Source organism: Streptomyces sp. Root431, from assembly GCF_001426585.1.
In the GTDB taxonomy this organism is placed as follows: domain Bacteria; phylum Actinomycetota; class Actinomycetes; order Streptomycetales; family Streptomycetaceae; genus Streptomyces; species Streptomyces stackebrandtii.
Genome location: NZ_LMEI01000001.1, coordinates 855,761 through 874,319, shown reverse-complemented (window position 1 = coordinate 874,319; position 18,559 = coordinate 855,761). Strand labels below are relative to the sequence as shown.

Annotated in this window: 13 protein-coding genes and 2 rRNA genes; 8 read left to right on the top strand and 7 right to left on the bottom strand. The window is 69.3% G+C overall.

The features are described 5' to 3' along the window. The first annotated feature begins 58 nt into the window (after positions 1-58). Positions 59-3,181, top strand: a 23S ribosomal RNA gene (locus ASC82_RS03815). 84 nt (positions 3,182-3,265) lie between these two features. Continuing rightward, positions 3,266-3,382 (top strand): 5S ribosomal RNA (gene rrf / locus ASC82_RS03810). A 97-nt stretch (positions 3,383-3,479) separates the two neighbouring features. Here rrf and ASC82_RS03805 read toward each other — a convergent pair. Genes ASC82_RS03805 through ASC82_RS03785 form a run of 5 tightly spaced genes read right to left on the bottom strand, consistent with a single transcriptional unit; the run spans position 3,480 to position 8,896 of the window. Further along, positions 3,480-4,790: a DUF58 domain-containing protein gene (locus ASC82_RS03805; RefSeq protein WP_056641310.1), complete on the bottom strand. Its 1,311-nt coding sequence runs from the start codon at positions 4,788-4,790 to the stop codon at positions 3,480-3,482. A 12-nt stretch (positions 4,791-4,802) separates the two neighbouring features. Further along, on the bottom strand, positions 4,803-5,786 hold the full coding sequence (locus ASC82_RS03800) for a MoxR family ATPase (protein WP_056641307.1): 984 nt from the start codon (positions 5,784-5,786) through the stop codon (positions 4,803-4,805). Next, complete coding sequence (locus ASC82_RS03795) at positions 5,783-6,985, bottom strand: DUF4350 domain-containing protein (protein ID WP_056641305.1); 1,203 nt, start codon at positions 6,983-6,985, stop codon at positions 5,783-5,785. The genes ASC82_RS03800 and ASC82_RS03795 overlap by 4 nt, the downstream gene beginning before the upstream one ends. Next, on the bottom strand, positions 6,982-7,674 hold the full coding sequence (locus ASC82_RS03790) for a DUF4129 domain-containing protein (protein WP_056641302.1): 693 nt from the start codon (positions 7,672-7,674) through the stop codon (positions 6,982-6,984). Before ASC82_RS03790 ends, ASC82_RS03795 begins: the two co-directional genes overlap by 4 nt. 4 nt (positions 7,675-7,678) lie before the next feature. Beyond that, positions 7,679-8,896: a glycerophosphoryl diester phosphodiesterase membrane domain-containing protein gene (locus tag ASC82_RS03785; protein WP_056641298.1), complete on the bottom strand. Its 1,218-nt coding sequence runs from the start codon at positions 8,894-8,896 to the stop codon at positions 7,679-7,681. 330 nt (positions 8,897-9,226) lie between these two features. Here ASC82_RS03785 and mtrA point away from each other — a divergent pair, with 330 nt between their 5' ends. From mtrA to ASC82_RS03755, 6 genes are all read left to right on the top strand, one after another. After that, complete coding sequence (gene mtrA, locus ASC82_RS03780) at positions 9,227-9,904, top strand: two-component system response regulator MtrA (protein ID WP_024758631.1); 678 nt, start codon at positions 9,227-9,229, stop codon at positions 9,902-9,904. A 1-nt stretch (position 9,905) separates the two neighbouring features. Beyond that, positions 9,906-11,921 carry an MtrAB system histidine kinase MtrB gene (mtrB, locus tag ASC82_RS03775; RefSeq protein WP_199862452.1) on the top strand — a complete coding sequence of 672 codons (2,016 nt, stop codon included), beginning with the start codon at positions 9,906-9,908 and terminating at the stop codon, positions 11,919-11,921. Between the two features lie 46 nt (positions 11,922-11,967). Then, entirely contained in the window at positions 11,968-13,776 is a 1,809-nt protein-coding gene (locus ASC82_RS03770; protein ID WP_107105818.1) for an LpqB family beta-propeller domain-containing protein, read from the top strand. A gap of 191 nt (positions 13,777-13,967) precedes the next feature. Continuing rightward, positions 13,968-14,786 (top strand): phosphoribosyltransferase, encoded by an 819-nt coding sequence (locus ASC82_RS30890; protein WP_079039004.1) that lies wholly within the window; start codon positions 13,968-13,970, stop codon positions 14,784-14,786. A gap of 294 nt (positions 14,787-15,080) precedes the next feature. Then, on the top strand, positions 15,081-15,761 hold the full coding sequence (raiA, locus tag ASC82_RS03760) for a ribosome-associated translation inhibitor RaiA (RefSeq protein WP_024758627.1): 681 nt from the start codon (positions 15,081-15,083) through the stop codon (positions 15,759-15,761). A gap of 215 nt (positions 15,762-15,976) precedes the next feature. Continuing rightward, positions 15,977-16,744 (top strand): response regulator transcription factor, encoded by a 768-nt coding sequence (locus ASC82_RS03755; RefSeq protein ID WP_024758626.1) that lies wholly within the window; start codon positions 15,977-15,979, stop codon positions 16,742-16,744. 15 nt (positions 16,745-16,759) lie between these two features. Here ASC82_RS03755 and ASC82_RS03750 read toward each other — a convergent pair whose 3' ends face one another. Both ASC82_RS03750 and ASC82_RS03745 read right to left on the bottom strand, forming a co-directional pair. Continuing rightward, positions 16,760-17,929 carry a crosslink repair DNA glycosylase YcaQ family protein gene (locus ASC82_RS03750; RefSeq protein WP_056641287.1) on the bottom strand — a complete coding sequence of 390 codons (1,170 nt, stop codon included), beginning with the start codon at positions 17,927-17,929 and terminating at the stop codon, positions 16,760-16,762. A gap of 42 nt (positions 17,930-17,971) precedes the next feature. Beyond that, a complete protein-coding gene (locus ASC82_RS03745) occupies positions 17,972-18,559 on the bottom strand; it encodes a GNAT family N-acetyltransferase (RefSeq protein ID WP_056641284.1) in 588 nt (195 codons plus the stop codon).

Here is an 18,559-nt window from a genome sequence, read left to right as displayed (position 1 = left end):
CAGGGTGATGGGTGGCTGGTCGTTGTTTGAGAACTACACAGTGGACGCGAGCATCTGTGGCCAAGTTTTTAAGGGCGCACGGTGGATGCCTTGGCACCAGGAACCGATGAAGGACGTGGGAGGCCACGATAGTCCCCGGGGAGCCGTCAACCAGGCTTTGATCCGGGGGTTTCCGAATGGGGAAACCCGGCAGTCGTCATGGGCTGTCACCCATGCCTGAACACATAGGGCATGTGGAGGGAACGAGGGGAAGTGAAACATCTCAGTACCCTCAGGAAGAGAAAACAACCGTGATTCCGGGAGTAGTGGCGAGCGAAACCGGATGAGGCCAAACCGTATGCGTGTGATACCCGGCAGGGGTTGCGCATRCGGGGTTGTGGGATCTCTCTTTTACAGTCTGCCGGCTGTGAGACGAGTCAGAAACCGTATGGATAGGCGAAGGACATGCGAAAGGTCCGGCGTAGAGGGTAAGACCCCCGTAGCTGAAATTCATGCGGCTCGTTTGAGAGACACCCAAGTAGCACGGGGCCCGAGAAATCCCGTGTGAATCTGGCGGGACCACCCGCTAAGCCTAAATATTCCCTGGTGACCGATAGCGGATAGTACCGTGAGGGAATGGTGAAAAGTACCGCGGGAGCGGAGTGAAATAGTACCTGAAACCGTGTGCCTACAAGCCGTGGGAGCGTCGCTCATTGGGTTTACCCAATGGGTCGTGACTGCGTGCCTTTTGAAGAATGAGCCTGCGAGTTTGCGGTGTGTTGCGAGGTTAACCCGTGTGGGGAAGCCGTAGCGAAAGCGAGTCCGAATAGGGCGATTTAGTAGCGCGCTCAAGACCCGAAGCGGAGTGATCTAGCCATGGGCAGGTTGAAGCGGAGGTAAGACTTCGTGGAGGACCGAACCCACCAGGGTTGAAAACCTGGGGGATGACCTGTGGTTAGGGGTGAAAGGCCAATCAAACTCCGTGATAGCTGGTTCTCCCCGAAATGCATTTAGGTGCAGCGTCGTGTGTTTCTTGCCGGAGGTAGAGCACTGGATAGGCGATGGGCCCTACCGGGTTACTGACCTTAGCCAAACTCCGAATGCCGGTAAGTGAGAGCACGGCAGTGAGACTGTGGGGGATAAGCTCCATGGTCGAGAGGGAAACAGCCCAGAGCATCGACTAAGGCCCCTAAGCGTACGCTAAGTGGGAAAGGATGTGGAGTCGCAGAGACAACCAGGAGGTTGGCTTAGAAGCAGCCACCCTTGAAAGAGTGCGTAATAGCTCACTGGTCAAGTGATTCCGCGCCGACAATGTAGCGGGGCTCAAGCGTACCGCCGAAGTCGTGTCATTGCAGCAATAGGGCCAACGCCCGCTGTGATGGGTAGGGGAGCGTCGTGTGCCGGGTGAAGCAGCAGCGGAAGCTAGTTGTGGACGGTTCACGAGTGAGAATGCAGGCATGAGTAGCGATACACACGTGAGAAACGTGTGCGCCGATTGACTAAGGGTTCCTGGGTCAAGCTGATCTGCCCAGGGTAAGTCGGGACCTAAGGCGAGGCCGACAGGCGTAGTCGATGGACAACCGGTTGATATTCCGGTACCCGCTTTGAAACGCCCAATATCGAGCCCATTAATGCTAAGGCCGTGAAGCCGTTCCGGACCCTTCGGGGAAAGGAAAGTGGTGGAGCCGTCGACCCAAGGTGGTAGTAGGTAAGCGATGGGGTGACGCAGGAAGGTAGTCCAGCCCGGGCGGTGGTAGTCCCGGGGTAAGGGTGTAGGGCGTGTGATAGGCAAATCCGTCACACATTAAGCCTGAGACCTGATGCCGAGCCGATTGTGGTGAAGTGGATGATCCTATGCTGTCGAGAAAAGCCTCTAGCGAGTTTCATGGCGGCCCGTACCCTAAACCGACTCAGGTAGTCAGGTAGAGAATACCGAGGCGTTCGGGTGAACTATGGTTAAGGAACTCGGCAAAATGCCCCCGTAACTTCGGGAGAAGGGGGGCCATCACTGGTGATGAGTCTTGCACTCTGAGCTGGGGGTGGCCGCAGAGACCAGCGAGAAGCGACTGTTTACTAAAAACACAGGTCCGTGCGAAGCCGTAAGGCGATGTATACGGACTGACGCCTGCCCGGTGCTGGAACGTTAAGGGGACCGGTTAGTCACATTTCGGTGTGGCGAAGCTGAGAACTTAAGCGCCAGTAAACGGCGGTGGTAACTATAACCATCCTAAGGTAGCGAAATTCCTTGTCGGGTAAGTTCCGACCTGCACGAATGGCGTAACGACTTCTCGACTGTCTCAACCATAGGCCCGGTGAAATTGCACTACGAGTAAAGATGCTCGTTTCGCGCAGCAGGACGAAAAGACCCCGGGACCTTTACTACAGTTTGATATTGGTGTTCGGTTCGGCTTGTGTAGGATAGGTGGGAGACTTTGAAGCCGTGACGCCAGTCATGGTGGAGTCGCCGTTGAAATACCACTCTGGTCGTGCTGGATGTCTAACCTCGGTCCGTGATCCGGATCAGGGACAGTGTCTGATGGGTAGTTTAACTGGGGCGGTTGCCTCCCAAAGGGTAACGGAGGCGCCCAAAGGTTCCCTCAGCCTGGTTGGCAATCAGGTGTTGAGTGTAAGTGCACAAGGGAGCTTGACTGTGAGACCGACGGGTCGAGCAGGGACGAAAGTCGGGACTAGTGATCCGGCGGTGGCTTGTGGAAGCGCCGTCGCTCAACGGATAAAAGGTACCCCGGGGATAACAGGCTGATCTTCCCCAAGAGTCCATATCGACGGGATGGTTTGGCACCTCGATGTCGGCTCGTCGCATCCTGGGGCTGGAGTCGGTCCCAAGGGTTGGGCTGTTCGCCCATTAAAGCGGTACGCGAGCTGGGTTTAGAACGTCGTGAGACAGTTCGGTCTCTATCCGCTGTGCGCGTAGGAATATTGAGAAGGGCTGTCCCTAGTACGAGAGGACCGGGACGGACGAACCTCTGGTGTGCCAGTTGTCCTGCCAAGGGCATGGCTGGTTGGCTACGTTCGGGAGGGATAACCGCTGAAAGCATCTAAGCGGGAAGCCTGCTTCAAGATGAGTATTCCCACCTCCTTGAGAGGGTAAGGCTCCCAGTAGACCACTGGGTTGATAGGCCGGATGTGGAAGCCCAGTAATGGGTGGAGCTGACCGGTACTAATAGGCCGAGGGCTTGTCCTCAGTTGCTCGCGTCCACTGTGTTAGTTCTGAAGTAACGAACACGCCCCCCTTTGGGTGGTGCGGCGGTTCATATCTTCATAGAGTTTCGGTGGTCATAGCGTTAGGGAAACGCCCGGTTACATTCCGAACCCGGAAGCTAAGCCTTTCAGCGCCGATGGTACTGCAGGGGGGACCCTGTGGGAGAGTAGGACGCCGCCGAACAATCATTGTGGGAAAGCCCCGCACCTTATGGTGCGGGGCTTTTCTGCGTTCCGGCCGGTATTCCTTTCGGTGGTGGGCCGGGGGAGGGATACGCGGGTCAGAGGCGGCCGGCTGCTTTCAGGGCGAGGTAGGCGTCGGCCAGGGCGGGGGCCAGGGTGTCGGGGGAAGCGTCGACGACCGTGACGCCGTGGCGGCGGAGCTGGTCCGCGGTACGGGCGCGCTGGGATTGCGTCTGGGTGGCTGCGGCGGCTTCGTAGACGCCTTCGATCGAGCCGCGGGTGCCTGCCATGGCGGCGATCTGCGGGTCGGCGACAGAGGCCAGCAGGACCGTGTGGCGCTGCGTGAGCTGCGGCAGGACGGGGAGGAGGCCCTCTTCGATCGGGGCCGCGTCGAGTGCCGTCAGGAGGACGATCAGTGAGCGGCGGGGGGCGCGGGACAGGGCTGTGGCGGCGAGGCCGCGGGCGTCCGTCTCCACCAGCTCCGGTTCGAGCGGGGCAAGGGCGTTGACGACGGCCGGCAGGACGTCGCTCGCGGGGCGGCCCTGGACCTGGGCGCGGAGGCGGCGGTCGTAGGCCACGAGGTCCACGCGGTCGCCGGCGCGCGAGGCGAGCGCGGTGAGGAGGAGTGCGGCGTCCATGGCGGCGTCCAGCCGGGGGACGTCGCCGACGCGGCCGGCCGAGGTCCGGCCGGTGTCGAGGACGATGAGGATGTGGCGGTCGCGCTCCGGGCGCCAGGTGCGTACGGCGACCGCGGTCTGGCGGGCGGTGGCACGCCAGTCGATCGAGCGGGTGTCGTCGCCGGGGACGTACTCGCGGAGGCTGTCGAACTCGGTGCCCTCGCCGCGGGTCAGCACGCTGGTGCGGCCGTCCAGTTCGCGGAGGCGGGCCAGGCGGGACGGCAGGTGCTTGCGGCTGGTGAAGGGCGGCAGGACGCGGACCGTCCAGGGGACCTCGTGGTTGCCCTGTCGGGCGGCGAGGCCGAGGGGACCGTAGGAGCGGACGGTGATCCGCTCGGCTTGGCGGTCGCCCCGACGGGTGGGGCGCAGGCTGGTGACGAGGCGGCGGCGTTCGCCGGCGGGGACCGTGAGCGCCTGGCGGGACGCGCTCTGTCCGGTGTCGGGAAGCCAGCTGCTCGGCGGCCAGGCGTCGCGGAGCTGGGCGCGGAGGCGGCGGCCGGACGGGTTGGTGACCGTGAGCTGGACCTTTGCCGCGTCACCGAGTCGAACGGATGTGTCACCACTTCGGGTGAATTGGAGCGTTCGTACTGGCGCGGCCATCGCGTAGTCGCACAGAATTGCTAGTGAGAGGGGCGCGTTCACCGCGAGCATCCCCGTCCAGCTGGGGGCGAGGATGCCGACGGGGAGCGATCCGAGGGCGGCGATCAGAGCTGTTCGTCCGGTGAGGGCCATGGGGCGCTCTTCTCAGCGGGGGACGGGGACGTGGGCGAGGATCGAGTTGATGACGGAGTCACCGGTGACTCCCTCCATCTCGGCCTCGGGCCGCAGGTGGATGCGATGACGCAGGGTGGGGAGTGCGAGGGCCTTCACGTCGTCCGGGGTGACGTAGTCCCGGCCGGTGAGCCAGGCCCAGGCGCGGGCGGTGGAGAGCAGGGCGGTGGCGCCTCGGGGGGAGACCCCGAGCGTGAGCGAGGGGGATTCACGCGTGGCACGACAGATATCGACGACATAGCCGGCGATCTCGGGGGAGACCGCGACCTTGGCGACGGCGGACCGGGCGGCTTCGAGTTCGGCGGGACCCGCGACCGGGCGGACGCCGGCGGCCTTCAGGTCACGGGGGTCGAAGCCCTCGGCGTGACGGGTGAGGACCTGGATCTCGTCGGTGCGTGAGGGCAGAGGAACCGTCAGCTTCAGCAGGAAGCGGTCCAGTTGGGCCTCGGGGAGGGGGTAGGTCCCCTCGTATTCGACGGGGTTCTGGGTCGCGGCGACCAGGAAGGGCTCGGGGAGGGCGCGCGGGGTGCCGTCGACGGTGACCTGACGCTCCTCCATGGCCTCCAGGAGCGAGGACTGGGTCTTCGGGGGCGTGCGGTTGATCTCGTCGGCGAGCAGCAGGTTGGTGAAGACCGGGCCAGGCTGGAAGGAGAACTCTGCGGTCCGGGTGTCGTAGACGAGAGAGCCGGTGACGTCGCTCGGCATGAGGTCGGGGGTGAACTGGACGCGCTTGGTGTCGAGTTCGAGAGCGGCGGCGAGCGAGCGGACCAGCAGGGTCTTGGCGACTCCGGGGACGCCTTCGAGGAGGACGTGTCCCCGGCAGAGCAGGGCGACGACGAGTCCGGTGACGGCGGGGTCCTGGCCGACCACCGCCTTCGCGATCTCGGTGCGCAGGGCCTCCAGGGAGGCGCGGGCGCTGTCCGAGTCCGTAGCGGTCTCGGGGGTCGGGGCGCTCATGAGGTGCGTACCTCTCTTTCGAGGGCGTCGAGTTGGTCCGCCAGGCGGATGAGGGTGGCGTTGTCGGCGGGGGTCGGGCCGAAGAGGAGGGTCCTGGGGTCCGCGGTGGTCTCGGGGAGACGGGCGGAGAGCGCGGGGAGGAGGCGGTCGGGGGAGTGGGCGTCCTGGAGGGGGACGCCGAGGAGGGGGGCGATGCGGGTGCGGGTCGCCGTGCGGAGGACGGTGGCGGCGCGGTCGCGGGCGTTCGCCTTGCGGTAGAGGCGGGCGCGGCCCTCGGTGGTCTCGGAGGCGCGGATGGCGACGGGGAGACGTTCGGTCACGAGGGGGCCGAGGCGGCGGCCGCGCCAGATCGCGGCGAGCAGGGCGGCGACGGCGAGTTGGAGCGTGCCCCACAGCCAGCCGGAGGGGATGAGCGCGAGGAAGTTGTCCGTGGTGTCGCCGGTGGGTGCGTCGGCGGTGGCCGAGGTGTCGGCGAGGGAGGGGAGGTACCAGACGAGATGGGGCCGGGAGCCGAGGAGTTGGAGGGCGAGCGAGGCGTTGCCCTGCTGGTCGAGACGGTTGTTGTAGAGGATGTCGGGCGAGCCGAGGAGGACGGTGTCGGCGGTGCCGGTGCCGGGGAGGCGGACCAGGGTCGGACGGCCGTCGGCGGGGTAGCAGGCGTCGGCCTCGGTGCCGGGGGTGATGGCGTAGCGCTCGCCGCCGAGCTCGACGCTGCCGGCGCGGGTGGCGGCGGGCAGGGAGCAGGCGGGGGCGCGGTTCGACACCGGGGTGTCGGTGGCGGCGGTGACGTCCGGGGCCAGGGTGGAGAGGGAAGCGGGGCCCGCGCCGAGGAGGACGGTGCGAGCGCCGGAGTCCGTCATCGTCTCGCGCAAGGCGGCTTGTTGAGCCTCCGTCAGCAGGTCGGGCGTGGTGACCAGGAGGGTGGCTCGGGCGTCCGTGGCGGCTCGGGCTTCGGCGAGCGTGGTGACGGTGGTGATCGTGACGCCGAGGTCCCTCAGGAGTTCGGCGACGGCGCGGCTGCCGGTGGGGTCGGCGGATCGGGGGTCGAGGGCGCCGTGGGTCTCGGTGGAGCGGACCGTCGCGAGGGCGATGCCGCCGATGAGGATCAGGGCGAGGACGAGGGCGGCGCCGCGGGCTCGGGTCCAGATCTGACGGGCGGACAGGGCGGTCGAGGTGGACTCGGCGGCCGGTCGGCTCATGAGAGCGCTCCCGGGGAAGCGGTGTCGAGGGTGGGCCGGGTCCGCTCCAGGGCGGTGTCCAGCTCCTCGATGCGGCGGTACGCGGGCTCGTCGGCGGTGCGGCCGCCGTATGTCACGTCGTCGAAGGTGCGGGCCGCGAGCCGCAGGTCGTCAGCGTGGGCGGGGAGCGAGCGGCCGGCCTCGGCGGCGGCCTCGTCGGCGGTGCGGCCGGGGCGGGGTTCGAGCAGGACGCGTTCTTCGAGGGAGCGGACGATGGCCCGCATCCGTTCCTGGACCGCCTGGTTCCAGTCGCCGGCGGTGGCGTGGCGGGCGGCGGCCGCGCGGTGCTCGTCGGCGGTGCGGGGGCCGTCGGCGAAGAGGGAGTCGCCGGCCGTGCCGGGGGACCGGTGGGGGGTGCCGAGTCGCCACCACAGGGCGGCGACGAGGGCGAGGACGACCAGGATGACGGCGACGATGCCCACGACGCCGCCCGGGGTGGCTCCGGAGGCCGCGCCGAAGAGGTCGTCGACCCACTCCCAGAAGCGGTCGAGGCCGCGCTGGAGGAGGTTCGGGTCGTTCTCGTGGTACATCGGCTTGGACAGCTCCCGCTCCGCCGCCTCGCGGGCGGGGATGCGGGAGATGTCCACCGGTACGTCGCCGTCGGCGCGCAGGAGCCTGAGTGGAGCGGTCGTTCCCCCCGGGACCGTCACGGCATCAGCCGCCGACGGTCTCGTCGCCCGGAGTGGGGCCGTAGCCGGGGAGGCCGGCGGCCCGGGCCAGATCGAGGTCCAGGGCTTCGCGGCGGATGCGCTGGTCCACGTAGAGCAGGACCGTGACACCGCCCGAGATCGGGTAGGTGACCGCGCTGCTGAGCACGCCGCCGATGCCCGTCACGATCAGGAAGGGCCAGCCGAAGGCGGTGGTGGAGCCGGTGAGCAGGCCGGAGAGGCCCTCGCCGTCGACCGCGATGCCGACGATGAGGAAGGGGATCGAGACGATCATGGCGAAGACGAAGATCAGCAGCTGCGTGAGCACCGTGATGCCGAAGATCCGCCACCACGAGCCCTGCACCAGCTTGGCCGAACGCTTCAGCGACTTCGTGACGCCCTGGCGCTCCAGCATCAGGGCGGGGGAGGCGAGGCTGAAACGGATGATCAGCCAGACGCTGGCCACCATGGCGGCGAGCCCGCCGAGCATGGTGAGGGCCGCGCCAGGGGCGCCGCCGATCAGGAATCCGGGGAGCAGTCCGACGGTGACGATGCCCACGCTCAGTGCGACCAGGAGGAAGGTCAGGCCGAAGAGCTGCAACAGGCGAGGGCGGGCCTCGCGCCAGGCTTCGCCGAGCGAGACCGGGCGGCCCACGACGGCGCGGCTGATGACGACGGTGAGCAGCGCGGTGCTGACCAGGGAGGCCACCAGCGTGACGAGCAGGGCGGGGGCGAGGCCGACGAGGGAGTCCTGGGCCGACTGGACCGAGTAGTCGAGCTGCTCGGCGGGTGTCGCGTCGGGGCTCAGCGCGGGTGTCACGGGGACGAGGTACCGCTGCGCCAGGATGTTGGCGATCTGGGAGATCACCGCGACCGTGACCGAGAACGACAGCACGGTGCGCCAGTAGGTGCGCAGGGTCTTCGCCGAGCCGTCGAGGATCTCGCCCATGCCCAGCGGGCGCAGCGGGATCACGCCCGGCTTCGCGGCCGGCGGCCTGCCCCAGTGGGCGTTGGGGGGCGGGGCTCCCCAGTTCCGGCCGGGGGCCGGCGGGGGCGGCGTGGGGGCCGTGGGCGGGGTCCACCGGCCGGCGGGCGGCTGGTCCTTGGACCACTGAGGGGCGGAACCGTTCGCGTCGGCGGGGGTGGTGGGCCGGGGGATCCCGGAACCGTCCTGGCCGTCGGAGGGGGCGGATCCGGGCGAGGTCCAGCCCGGAGTGTCGTTCACGGTTCGTCCACCTCGGGGAAATGGTCGCGGTGCCGGATCGGCGAACCGGCTCGGTCACGGCGGCCGACACCTCACAGGCGGCGGGCCGGGTGCCATCGTGCCACGCGGGGCCCATCCGTGGGCGGGAGCGGCCTTGCCGTTCGTACCTTTGTCCGGACCTTCATTGTCCGGCCGGTAGGCGGCACACTGTGCGAATACCCGACCAGGACGCGCGATCCGTGCGACGGCGGGCCGAGGGGAGCGCGATCCACGAGGTCGCGGCCCGGGCTGGGGGAGACGCTGTGGGACAGGTCACGGCAGGTAACGATTGGCTAATGGGATGATGTCGATATGAAGGGACGCGTTCTTGTCGTCGACGACGACACCGCACTGGCCGAGATGCTCGGCATCGTGCTGCGGGGTGAAGGGTTCGATCCGTCGTTCGTCGCGGACGGCGACAAGGCGCTTGCCGCATTCAGGGAGGCCAAGCCTGACCTGGTGCTGCTGGACCTGATGCTGCCCGGGAGGGACGGCATCGAGGTGTGCCGACTCATCAGGGCCGAGTCGGGTGTGCCGATCGTCATGCTGACCGCGAAGAGCGACACCGTCGATGTGGTGGTGGGCCTGGAATCCGGGGCCGACGACTACATCGTCAAGCCGTTCAAGCCGAAGGAGCTCGTCGCCCGTATCCGGGCGCGGCTGCGGCGGTCCGAGGAGCCGGCTCCGGAGCAGCTCACCATCGGTGACCTGGTCATCGACGTGGCCGGGCACTCCGTGAAGCGGGAGGGGCAGTCCATCGCCCTGACTCCGCTCGAGTTCGACCTGCTCGTCGCGCTGGCGCGCAAGCCGTGGCAGGTCTTCACCCGTGAGGTCCTGCTGGAGCAGGTCTGGGGTTACCGGCACGCGGCCGACACACGGCTGGTGAACGTGCATGTCCAGCGGCTGCGCTCGAAGGTCGAGAAGGACCCCGAGCGCCCGGAGATCGTGGTGACCGTCCGTGGTGTCGGTTACAAGGCGGGACCGAGCTGATATGACGACAGGCAGTACTGCTCCGAAGCCCGGGGACCCGGGAAGCCGTACGGGGCGGGCTGCCGGACCGGGGCGGGGGGGCCCGCGCTTCGGCCGTCTGCTGGGCGGACGGCTCCTCAACGACGGAGCACCGGGTGGACCCGTGTTCCGGCTCCTCGCTCGCTGGGTCCGCCGACCGTTGCTGCCCGCTGTGCGGCTGTGGCGGCGGAACATCCAGCTGAGGGTCGTGGCGGGCACTCTGCTGATGTCCCTCGGTGTCGTGCTGTTGCTCGGCCTCGTCGTCATCGGGCAGGTCCGTAACGGGCTCCTCGACGCCAAGGAGAGGGCTGCCCAGAGCCAGGCTGCCGGTGGGTTCTCCGCCGCGCAGGACCGGGCGGCGACCACACCGTCGGCGCCCGGCCAGCAGGACGGCGGGCGGACCGGCGCGTCCGTGAACTGGCGCTCCACCCTGGTCGAGCAGCTCGCCAGTGGTGGCCAGAGCGCGTTCAACGTGGTCGCGCTCTCCCTCGACAGCGGTGACACCGCGAGCCGTGGTGCCCGTGCCTCGGGCGAGGTCGACCCCACCACGAGCATCCCTGCCGACCTGCGGCTTTCCGTCGCGCAGGGCACGAGCACCTTCCAGAAGTCGACCCGGATCCACTACACCAGCGACAAGCCGTCCGAGGCCGGGCTGGTGATCGGCAAGCGGCTGAACGACGCCGACGGCACCCCGTACGAGCTGTACTACCTCTTCCCGCTCACGCAGGAGGAGGACTCCCTCACCCTGGTCAAGGGCACGCTGGCGACGGCCGGGCTGTTCGTCGTCGTGCTGCTCGGCGCCATCGCCTGGTTCATGGTCCGGCAGGTCGTCACGCCCGTCCGGATGGCCGCAGGGATCGCCGAGCGGCTCTCGGCCGGCCGTCTCCAGGAGCGGATGAAGGTCACCGGCGAGGACGACATCGCGCGATTGGGCGAGGCCTTCAACAAGATGGCCCAGAGCCTCCAGCTCAAGATCCAGCAGCTGGAGGAGCTGTCGCGGATGCAGCGCCGCTTCGTCTCCGACGTCTCGCACGAGCTGCGCACCCCGCTGACCACGGTCCGGATGGCCGCCGACGTCATCCACGAGGCCCGTGTCGACTTCGACCCCGTCACCGGGCGCGCCGCCGAGCTCCTCGGCGACCAGCTCGACCGTTTCGAATCGCTTCTCTCCGACCTCCTGGAGATCAGCCGCTTCGACGCCGGAGCGGCGGCCCTGGAGGCCGAGCCGATTGATCTGCGCCAGGTCGTGCGCCGGGTCATCGGCGGCGCGGAACCCCTCGCCGAGCGCAAGGGCACCCGGATCGTCGTCCTCGGCGACGAGCAGCCCGTGGTGGCCGAGGCGGACGCCCGCCGCGTCGAGCGGGTGCTGCGCAACCTCGTCGTCAACGCCGTCGAGCACGGCGAAGGCCGGGACGTCGTGGTGAAGCTCGCCGCCGCCGGCGGGGCCGTCGCCATCGCCGTCCGCGACTACGGCGTCGGACTCAAGCCGGGAGAGTCGACCCGGGTGTTCAACCGCTTCTGGCGCGCCGACCCCGCCCGCGCGCGCACCACCGGCGGTACGGGCCTCGGCCTGTCGATCGCCGTGGAGGACGCTCGGCTGCACGGCGGCTGGCTGCAGGCCTGGGGCGAGCCCGGCGGCGGTTCGCAGTTCCGGCTCACCCTGCCGAGGACCGCGGACGAGCCGCTGCGGGGCTCCCCGATCCCGCTGGAGCCCGAGGACTCGCGGCGCAACCGTGAGCAGGCGGCCGCCGGACTCGTACAGGAGAGCGCGCGCCGCGTGGCGGTTCCGGCGCAGCCCGTCGGGGACCGGCCTTCGCTCCCCGTACCGCCGAGACTGCCCGTGCCGTCGCGGGCGACCGTCGACCCGACGGCGCTGCCCGGCAGCGGAGCCCGGGTGGTGCCGCGAGCGGCGACGGACACCGACGGCTGTGGGACGAAGGCGGCGACCGCCGGGGGAACCGGGAACGCGGAGCGGGAGGACGGGACACGTGGGCGCTGACTCCCGAGAGGGGCACGCGGGGCGGGGCCGGAGTGCACGGGCGGTGGTGCTGTCCGCGTGCGGCGTGCTCGTCGTCACCGGGTGCGCGACGATGCCCGACAGCGGAGAGGTAGAGCCGGTGAAGGGGGCGAACCACGGCGACTCGCAGGTGCGGGTCTACGCCGTCGCCCCGCGGGAGAACGCCGCCCCGAACGAGATCGTCGACGGCTTCCTGGAGGCCATGACCAGCGACGACCCCGGCTTCGCCACCGCCCGCAAGTACCTGACGACCCAGGCCGCGCGGACCTGGAAGCCGGAGGAGAGCATCACCGTGCTCACCACCGCGCCGGCTCGCGAGCAGGCCGACCGCAACACCGACCAGGACGATCAGGGCCGCGCGTACCCGCTCTCCGGCCGCAAGATCGCGAAGGTGGACGCCCGCCACGCGTACCAGCCGAACAGTCCCACCCAGTACGTCCAGTCGATCCACGTCGTGCAGCAGCCGTCCGCGGACGGCAAGACCAAGGAATGGCGCATCGACAGCCTGCCGTCCGGCCTGGTGCTGGGCGAGGCCGATTTCCTGCGCAACTATCGGTCGGTCAACAAGTACTACTTCGCTTCCGGGGAGAACTGGGTCGTGGCCGACCCGGTCTACATCCGGCAGCGGCAGGACCCGGTCACCAATATGGATCCGGTGACGCAGACGGTCAAGGCGCTGCTCGAAGGCCCGACGAACTGGCTGAAGACGGCCGTCGACACGCAGTTCCCCTCCGGGACGGAGCTGAAGTCGGGGGTCACCTCGCTGACGACCGACGACCAGTCCACGCTGAAGGTGCCGCTCAACGCCAAGGCCGACCTGGTGGGCGACGAGGCGTGCCGGCGGATGGCGGCGCAGCTGCTCTTCACGCTGGGCGACCTGACCTCCGTACGCGTCGAACAGGTCGAGCTCCAGAAGCTGAACGGGGACCCGCTGTGCCGGCTGGGCAAGGGGCAGGCGGCCGAGTTCGCGGCGATCCGCCGCACCGCGTCCGAGGAGAGCCCGTACTTCCTCGAAGAGCACGGCAAGCTGATGAAGCTGGCGGTCCAGGGCAAGGAGACCGACGAGCCGGAAACGGTGCCGGGGCCGTTCGGCAGCGGGACGACCCCGCTGCTGTCGGTCGCTGTCGACCGCGGTGAGACCCGGGCCGCCGGAGTCGGAGCGACCGGACGCGATCTCTTCGTCTCCTCGATCACCACGGAGCAGGAGCCGCAGCCCGCGGTCCTGTCGAGCAAGGCGGTCCGTCCCGAGGACCGGCTCTCCGCGCCGAGCTGGGACGGACGGGGCGACCTCTGGGTCGCCGACCGCAACCCCGCGGCGGCGCGCCTGTGGATGGTGCCGGACGGCTCCGGCAAACCCGTCGAGGTCCGTACGCCGTGGCTGACGGAGGGCACGCGCGTCGAGGCACTGCGGGTCTCGGCGGACGGCGTGCGGATCGCCCTGCTGGTCAAGCAGGGTGAGCGCACCACGCTGCAGATCGGCCGGGTCGAGCGGCAGACGACGGGGGCGGAGACCGAGGTGTCCGTCGAAGGACTGCAGCCCGCCGCGCCGCGGATGGAGTCGGTCACGGCCGTCTCCTGGGCCGGGCCGAGCCGGCTGGTCGTCGTCGGCAAGGAGGCGGGCGGCGTCCAGCAGGTCCGCTACCTCCAGACGGACGGCTCGACCTCGGCGAGCTCGGTGCTCCCCGGTCTGAACGGGGTGAGCTCGGTGACCGCGCCGAACGGCGACGGGGCGCCGGTGGTGGCGAACTCCGGGAACGACGGCATCGTCCGGCTGGCGCCGGGCACGAACTGGCAGCCGGTGGTCAAGGCCGGTACCTCGCCCGTCTATCCCGGGTAGTCCTGTCCATCCCGGGTGGCCCGTCCCTACCCGGGTGGACCCGTCCGTCCCGGGTGGACCCCGTCCGTCCAGGGTGCACCTGACGTACTTCCGGGGTCCTGTGGGGTTCCTGGGGACCTTTGGGTTCCGGGGAGCCCCGCCGGTTTTCCACAGGGCTGGTCCGGGGCGGCGGGAGCGCGCACAGTGGAGTCATGCGGGGCTGGTGGCGCGAGATCGCCGGGCTGGTGCTGCCGGTCGCCTGCGGAGGCTGCGGCAGGCCGCGCACCGTCCTGTGCCCGGAGTGCGCGGCCGCGCTGACCGGGGCAGGACCGAGCAGGGTGCGGCCCGCGCCCGAGCCGGCGGGGCTGCCGGTGGTCCATGCCGTCGCGCCCTACGCCGAGTCCGTACGGGAACTCCTCCTCGCTCACAAGGAACGTGGGGCGCTGGCGCTCGCCGGGCCCCTGGGCGGCGCGCTCGCCGATGCCGTGACGGCCGCTGCCGGGCCCGCCACGGGCCTCGGCTCCTCGCCCCTACTGCTGGTACCGGTGCCGTCCTCACGGAGCTCCGTGCGGGCGCGTGGCCACGATCCGACGCGACGGATCGCGCTGGCCGCCGCCGCCCGGCTGCGGCGCGGGGGACGGGCCGCACGCGTCGTGCCCGTACTGCGGCAGCGGCGGTACGTGGCGGACCAGGCGGGTCTCGGCGCGCGCGGGCGACTGGCGAACCTCTCGGGGGCGCTGGAGGTCGTACCGGGCGGTGCGCGCCTGCTGGAGGCCGGACGGGTGGTTCTCGTGGACGACCTGATGACGACGGGTGCTTCGCTCGCGGAGGCGGCGCGCGCACTCGGAGGCGTACACGTTCCGTTCATTCCCGGATTACCTCGGGGAATGGCGGAGAGATCACCGGAACGGGCCCCGTCGGGGCATGGATTCGAACAGCGACGGGCTGCTGTGATCGCATCCTCTCCCGCTTCGTTCGAAATAAACCGGAACTCGTCGGGAACTTGGATCGTTGCAGGTGGTGAGAGGTGAAAGCACCCGAACGGAGGTATGTCGCGGTAGCGGGTGCCGACACCCGTCCGAAGGGGCTATGTTCGGTTGTGAGGAATGGCGAACGCCACTGCCTCGCCGAATACATGGTTGCGCCTACAGGACAGGAGTTCAGGGCGAATTAACCTCTTGTCGATGGGGTGGGGATCTTGTCGACTGGGGAGGAGGAGGTGAAAGTCGCCAAGTCCGAGCTCCGGTAACCACCGGAGTCTGGTGCAAAGGGAGAAGCCCGGCGGCCGAGGAGCCGATCAGGGCGATCCGGGAACGGAGTTCTGCGTGGACATCGTCGTCAAGGGCCGCAAGACCGAGGTGCCCGAGCGGTTCCGCAAGCACGTGGCCGAGAAGCTGAAGCTGGAGAGGATCCAGAAGCTCGACGGCAAGGTGATCAGCCTCGACGTCGAGGTGTCCAAGGAGCACAACCCGCGGCAGGCCGACAGGTCCGACCGCGTGGAGATCACCCTCCACTCCCGAGGTCCGGTCATCCGGGCCGAAGCGGCGGCAGGCGACCCTTACGCAGCCCTCGACCTCGCCAGCGACAAGCTGGAGGCCCGGCTGCGGAAGCAGCACGACAAGCGCTACACCCGCCGTGGAAACGGCAGGCTGTCGGCAGCGGAGGTCGGGGACGTGGTGCCCGGCGCCGCCCAGCTCAACGGAGACGGCCAGCTGGTCGCCGACGAGTCGGACAAGGTGCCCACCACGATGATGGGCTCGATCGAGGTCCAGGGCGAAGGCCCGCTGGTGGTGCGCGAGAAGACCCACCGGGCCGCCCCCATGACGCTCGACCAGGCGCTCTACGAGATGGAGCTGGTCGGCCACGACTTCTACCTCTTCGTCGACGCTGACAACAAGCAGCCGAGCGTCGTCTACCGGCGACACGCGTACGACTACGGCGTCATCCACCTGGAGAGCGACCCGCTCGCCGAGGGCGGCGGCGCCGGCGGTGCGCTCGGCGGCTGACAGGCCGCCACCGCACCACCCACACACAGATCAGGTGTCCCATTCGGTGCCCCTGGAGCGCGGTTCGCGCCCCCAGGGGCACCCCCGTGCGCCCATGGGTAACCCCGCGCGCCGCCGGGGCATGAAATCATGTCGTGCACGCCAACCGGTGCTCATCGAGCAGCGGTTGGAGGACCGGAAACGAATTCAGGCCACGGCCTTCAGGGGGAGGAACGATGGCGGACAGCTTCGGGCCGGTGCTCAGGGGACGCGAGCCCTTTGGCGCGGTCACTCCGGAGAGTGCTCCGGAGGGATCGGATTCGGACAGCGCCGACTGCCGCAAGGAGCCGATTCGGGTCCTCGTGGTGGACGATCACGCCCTCTTCCGCCGCGGTCTGGAGATCGTCCTCGCCCAGGAAGAGGACATCCAGGTCGTCGGCGAGGCCGGCGACGGGGCCGAGGCGGTCGACAAGGCCGCCGATCTGCTGCCCGACATCGTCCTGATGGACGTCCGCATGCCCCGGCGCGGCGGCATCGAGGCGTGCACCTCCATCAAGGAGGTGGCGCCCAGCGCGAAGATCATCATGCTGACGATCAGTGACGAGGAGGCCGACCTCTACGACGCGATCAAGGCCGGGGCGACCGGCTACCTCCTCAAGGAGATCTCCACCGACGAGGTCGCGACGGCGATCCGCGCGGTCGCCGACGGACAGTCGCAGATCAGCCCGTCGATGGCGTCCAAACTCCTCACCGAGTTCAAGTCGATGATCCAGCGCACCGACGAGCGCCGGCTCGTGCCCGCACCCCGGCTGACGGACCGTGAGCTGGAGGTCCTCAAGCTCGTCGCGACCGGCATGAACAACCGGGACATCGCCAAGGAACTCTTCATCTCCGAGAACACGGTGAAGAACCACGTGCGGAACATCCTGGAGAAGCTCCAGCTGCACTCCCGCATGGAAGCCGTGGTCTACGCGATGCGGGAGAAGATCCTGGAGATCCGGTAGGGGCGCCTCGATCCCTCAGCCGAGGGCCCGCACCAGCTCCGGTACGAGCTCGGGGTGGTTCACCCGCTCCGGGGCCACGGACACCGCGTCGCAGCCGACCCACTCGGCCGCCTCGCGCAGCGCCCGCGCCACCGCCGGGACGGCCTTGGGGCCGTCCAGGGTGACCTGCCGGGCGACCAGCGTGCCGCCCTCGCGCGCCGGGTCGACACGGCCGACCAGACGGCCCCCCGCCAGGACCGGCATCGCGAAGTAGCCGTGCACCCGCTTCTGCTTCGGCACGTACGCCTCCAGGCGGTGCGTGAAGCCGAAGATCCGCTCCGTGCGCGCCCGCTCCCAGATCAGCGAGTCGAAGGGCGACAGCAGCGTCGTCCGGTGCCGGCCGCGCGGCTCGGAGGCCAGCGCCGCCGGATCCGCCCACGCGGGCTTCCCCCAGCCCGCCACCGTGACCGGAACGAGCCCCGACGCCTCCACCACCGCGTCGAACTGCTCGCCCTTGATGCGGTGGTAGTCGGCGATGTCCGCGCGCGTGCCCACGCCCAGCGCCTCGCCCGCCTGCCGCACCAGGCGCCGTACGCACTCGGCGTCGTCCAGCTCGTCATGGAGCAGCGCCTGCGGGATCGCCCGCTCGGCCAGGTCGTAGACCCGCTTCCAGCCGCGCCGCTCGACCACCACGACCTCGCCGTGCATCAGCGCCCGCTCGACGGCGATCTTCGCGTCGGACCAGTCCCACCACTCGCCCTTGTTCTTCGCGCCGCCCAGCTCCGTCGCGGTCTGCGGGCCCTCGGAGCGCAGCTGGTCGATCACCTTGTCGTACGACCCGGCCGACAGGTCGTGGTGCCAGTGCGGGCGGTCGCGGTAGGCGCGGCGGCGGAAGGCGAAGTGGGGCCACTCCTCGATCGGCAGGACGCAGGCGGCGTGCGACCAGTACTCGAAGGCGTGGGCGTCGGTCCAGTAGGCGTCCTCGACCGGCTTGCGGCCCACGGCGCCCAGGCGCGCGTACGGGATGAGCTCGTGCGAGCGGGCCAGTACGGAGATCGTGTCGAGCTGGACCTGGCCGAGGGCGCGCAGCACCCCGCGGACCCCGGACCTACGGTCGGGCGCGCCCAGGAACCCCTGAGCGCGCAGCGCGATCCGGCGGGCTTCGTCGGCGGAGAGTTCGGCGGCGGGGCGCGGCGCAGTCGTCATGCATCGCACCCTAGGGCCCGGCACCGACAGTCGGGCCCGGGGTCAGGTCTTGGCGGGGCGGTCCTGGGCGGGGAGGTACGGCAGCGGGCTCGGCAGGCCGAAATCCGAGGGGAGCAGCGAGCCGACCCAGCAGTCGCGGAGCGTGCCCTTGTTGACGAGCCCGGCGCGCTGGACGCCCTCCAGGGCGAAGCCGACGCGCTCGGCCACCGCGCGCGACCCGGTGTTGCCCACCTCCGCGCGCCAGATGAGACGGGTGCAGCCGAGTCCCGTGAACGCCCAGTGGGCCAGGGCCCGGACGGCCTCCGTCATGTAGCCGCGGCCCCGGTGGTCCTTGTGCAGCCAGAAGCCGACCTCCCAGATTCCCGAGTCGCGGCTGTGCAGCCCGATCGCGGCGAGCAGGGGGCCGCCGGCCAGCGGCTCGACGGCGAAGGGGTACTCCGAGTCCTCGCGCCAGCCGTCGGGCACCAGCCGGTTCAGGAAGAAGTCCGCGTCCTGCCGCGTGTACGGGTCGGGGACGACCGTCCAGCGCCGAATGTCCGGGTCCTGGCAGCTTTCGTACACCGCGTCGGCGTCGCCGGGGACGAAGTTCCGCAGGCGCAGTCGGTCGGTGGTGAGGGTGATCGGCTCCAT

What these genes read in the sequence shown, in the direction of transcription:
- ASC82_RS03805 (WP_056641310.1), bottom strand. Translation starts at nt 4,790, where the DNA reads ATGGCCCTCACCGGACGAACAGCTCTGATCGCCGCCCTCGGATCGCTC.
- ASC82_RS03800 (WP_056641307.1), bottom strand. Translation starts at nt 5,786, where the DNA reads ATGAGCGCCCCGACCCCCGAGACCGCTACGGACTCGGACAGCGCCCGC.
- ASC82_RS03795 (WP_056641305.1), bottom strand. Translation starts at nt 6,985, where the DNA reads ATGAGCCGACCGGCCGCCGAGTCCACCTCGACCGCCCTGTCCGCCCGT.
- mtrA (WP_024758631.1), top strand. Translation starts at nt 9,227, where the DNA reads ATGAAGGGACGCGTTCTTGTCGTCGACGACGACACCGCACTGGCCGAG.
- mtrB (WP_199862452.1), top strand. Translation starts at nt 9,906, where the DNA reads ATGACGACAGGCAGTACTGCTCCGAAGCCCGGGGACCCGGGAAGCCGT.
- ASC82_RS30890 (WP_079039004.1), top strand. Translation starts at nt 13,968, where the DNA reads ATGCGGGGCTGGTGGCGCGAGATCGCCGGGCTGGTGCTGCCGGTCGCC.
- ASC82_RS03755 (WP_024758626.1), top strand. Translation starts at nt 15,977, where the DNA reads ATGGCGGACAGCTTCGGGCCGGTGCTCAGGGGACGCGAGCCCTTTGGC.
- ASC82_RS03750 (WP_056641287.1), bottom strand. Translation starts at nt 17,929, where the DNA reads ATGACGACTGCGCCGCGCCCCGCCGCCGAACTCTCCGCCGACGAAGCC.
- ASC82_RS03745 (WP_056641284.1), bottom strand. Translation starts at nt 18,559, where the DNA reads ATGGAGCCGATCACCCTCACCACCGACCGACTGCGCCTGCGGAACTTC.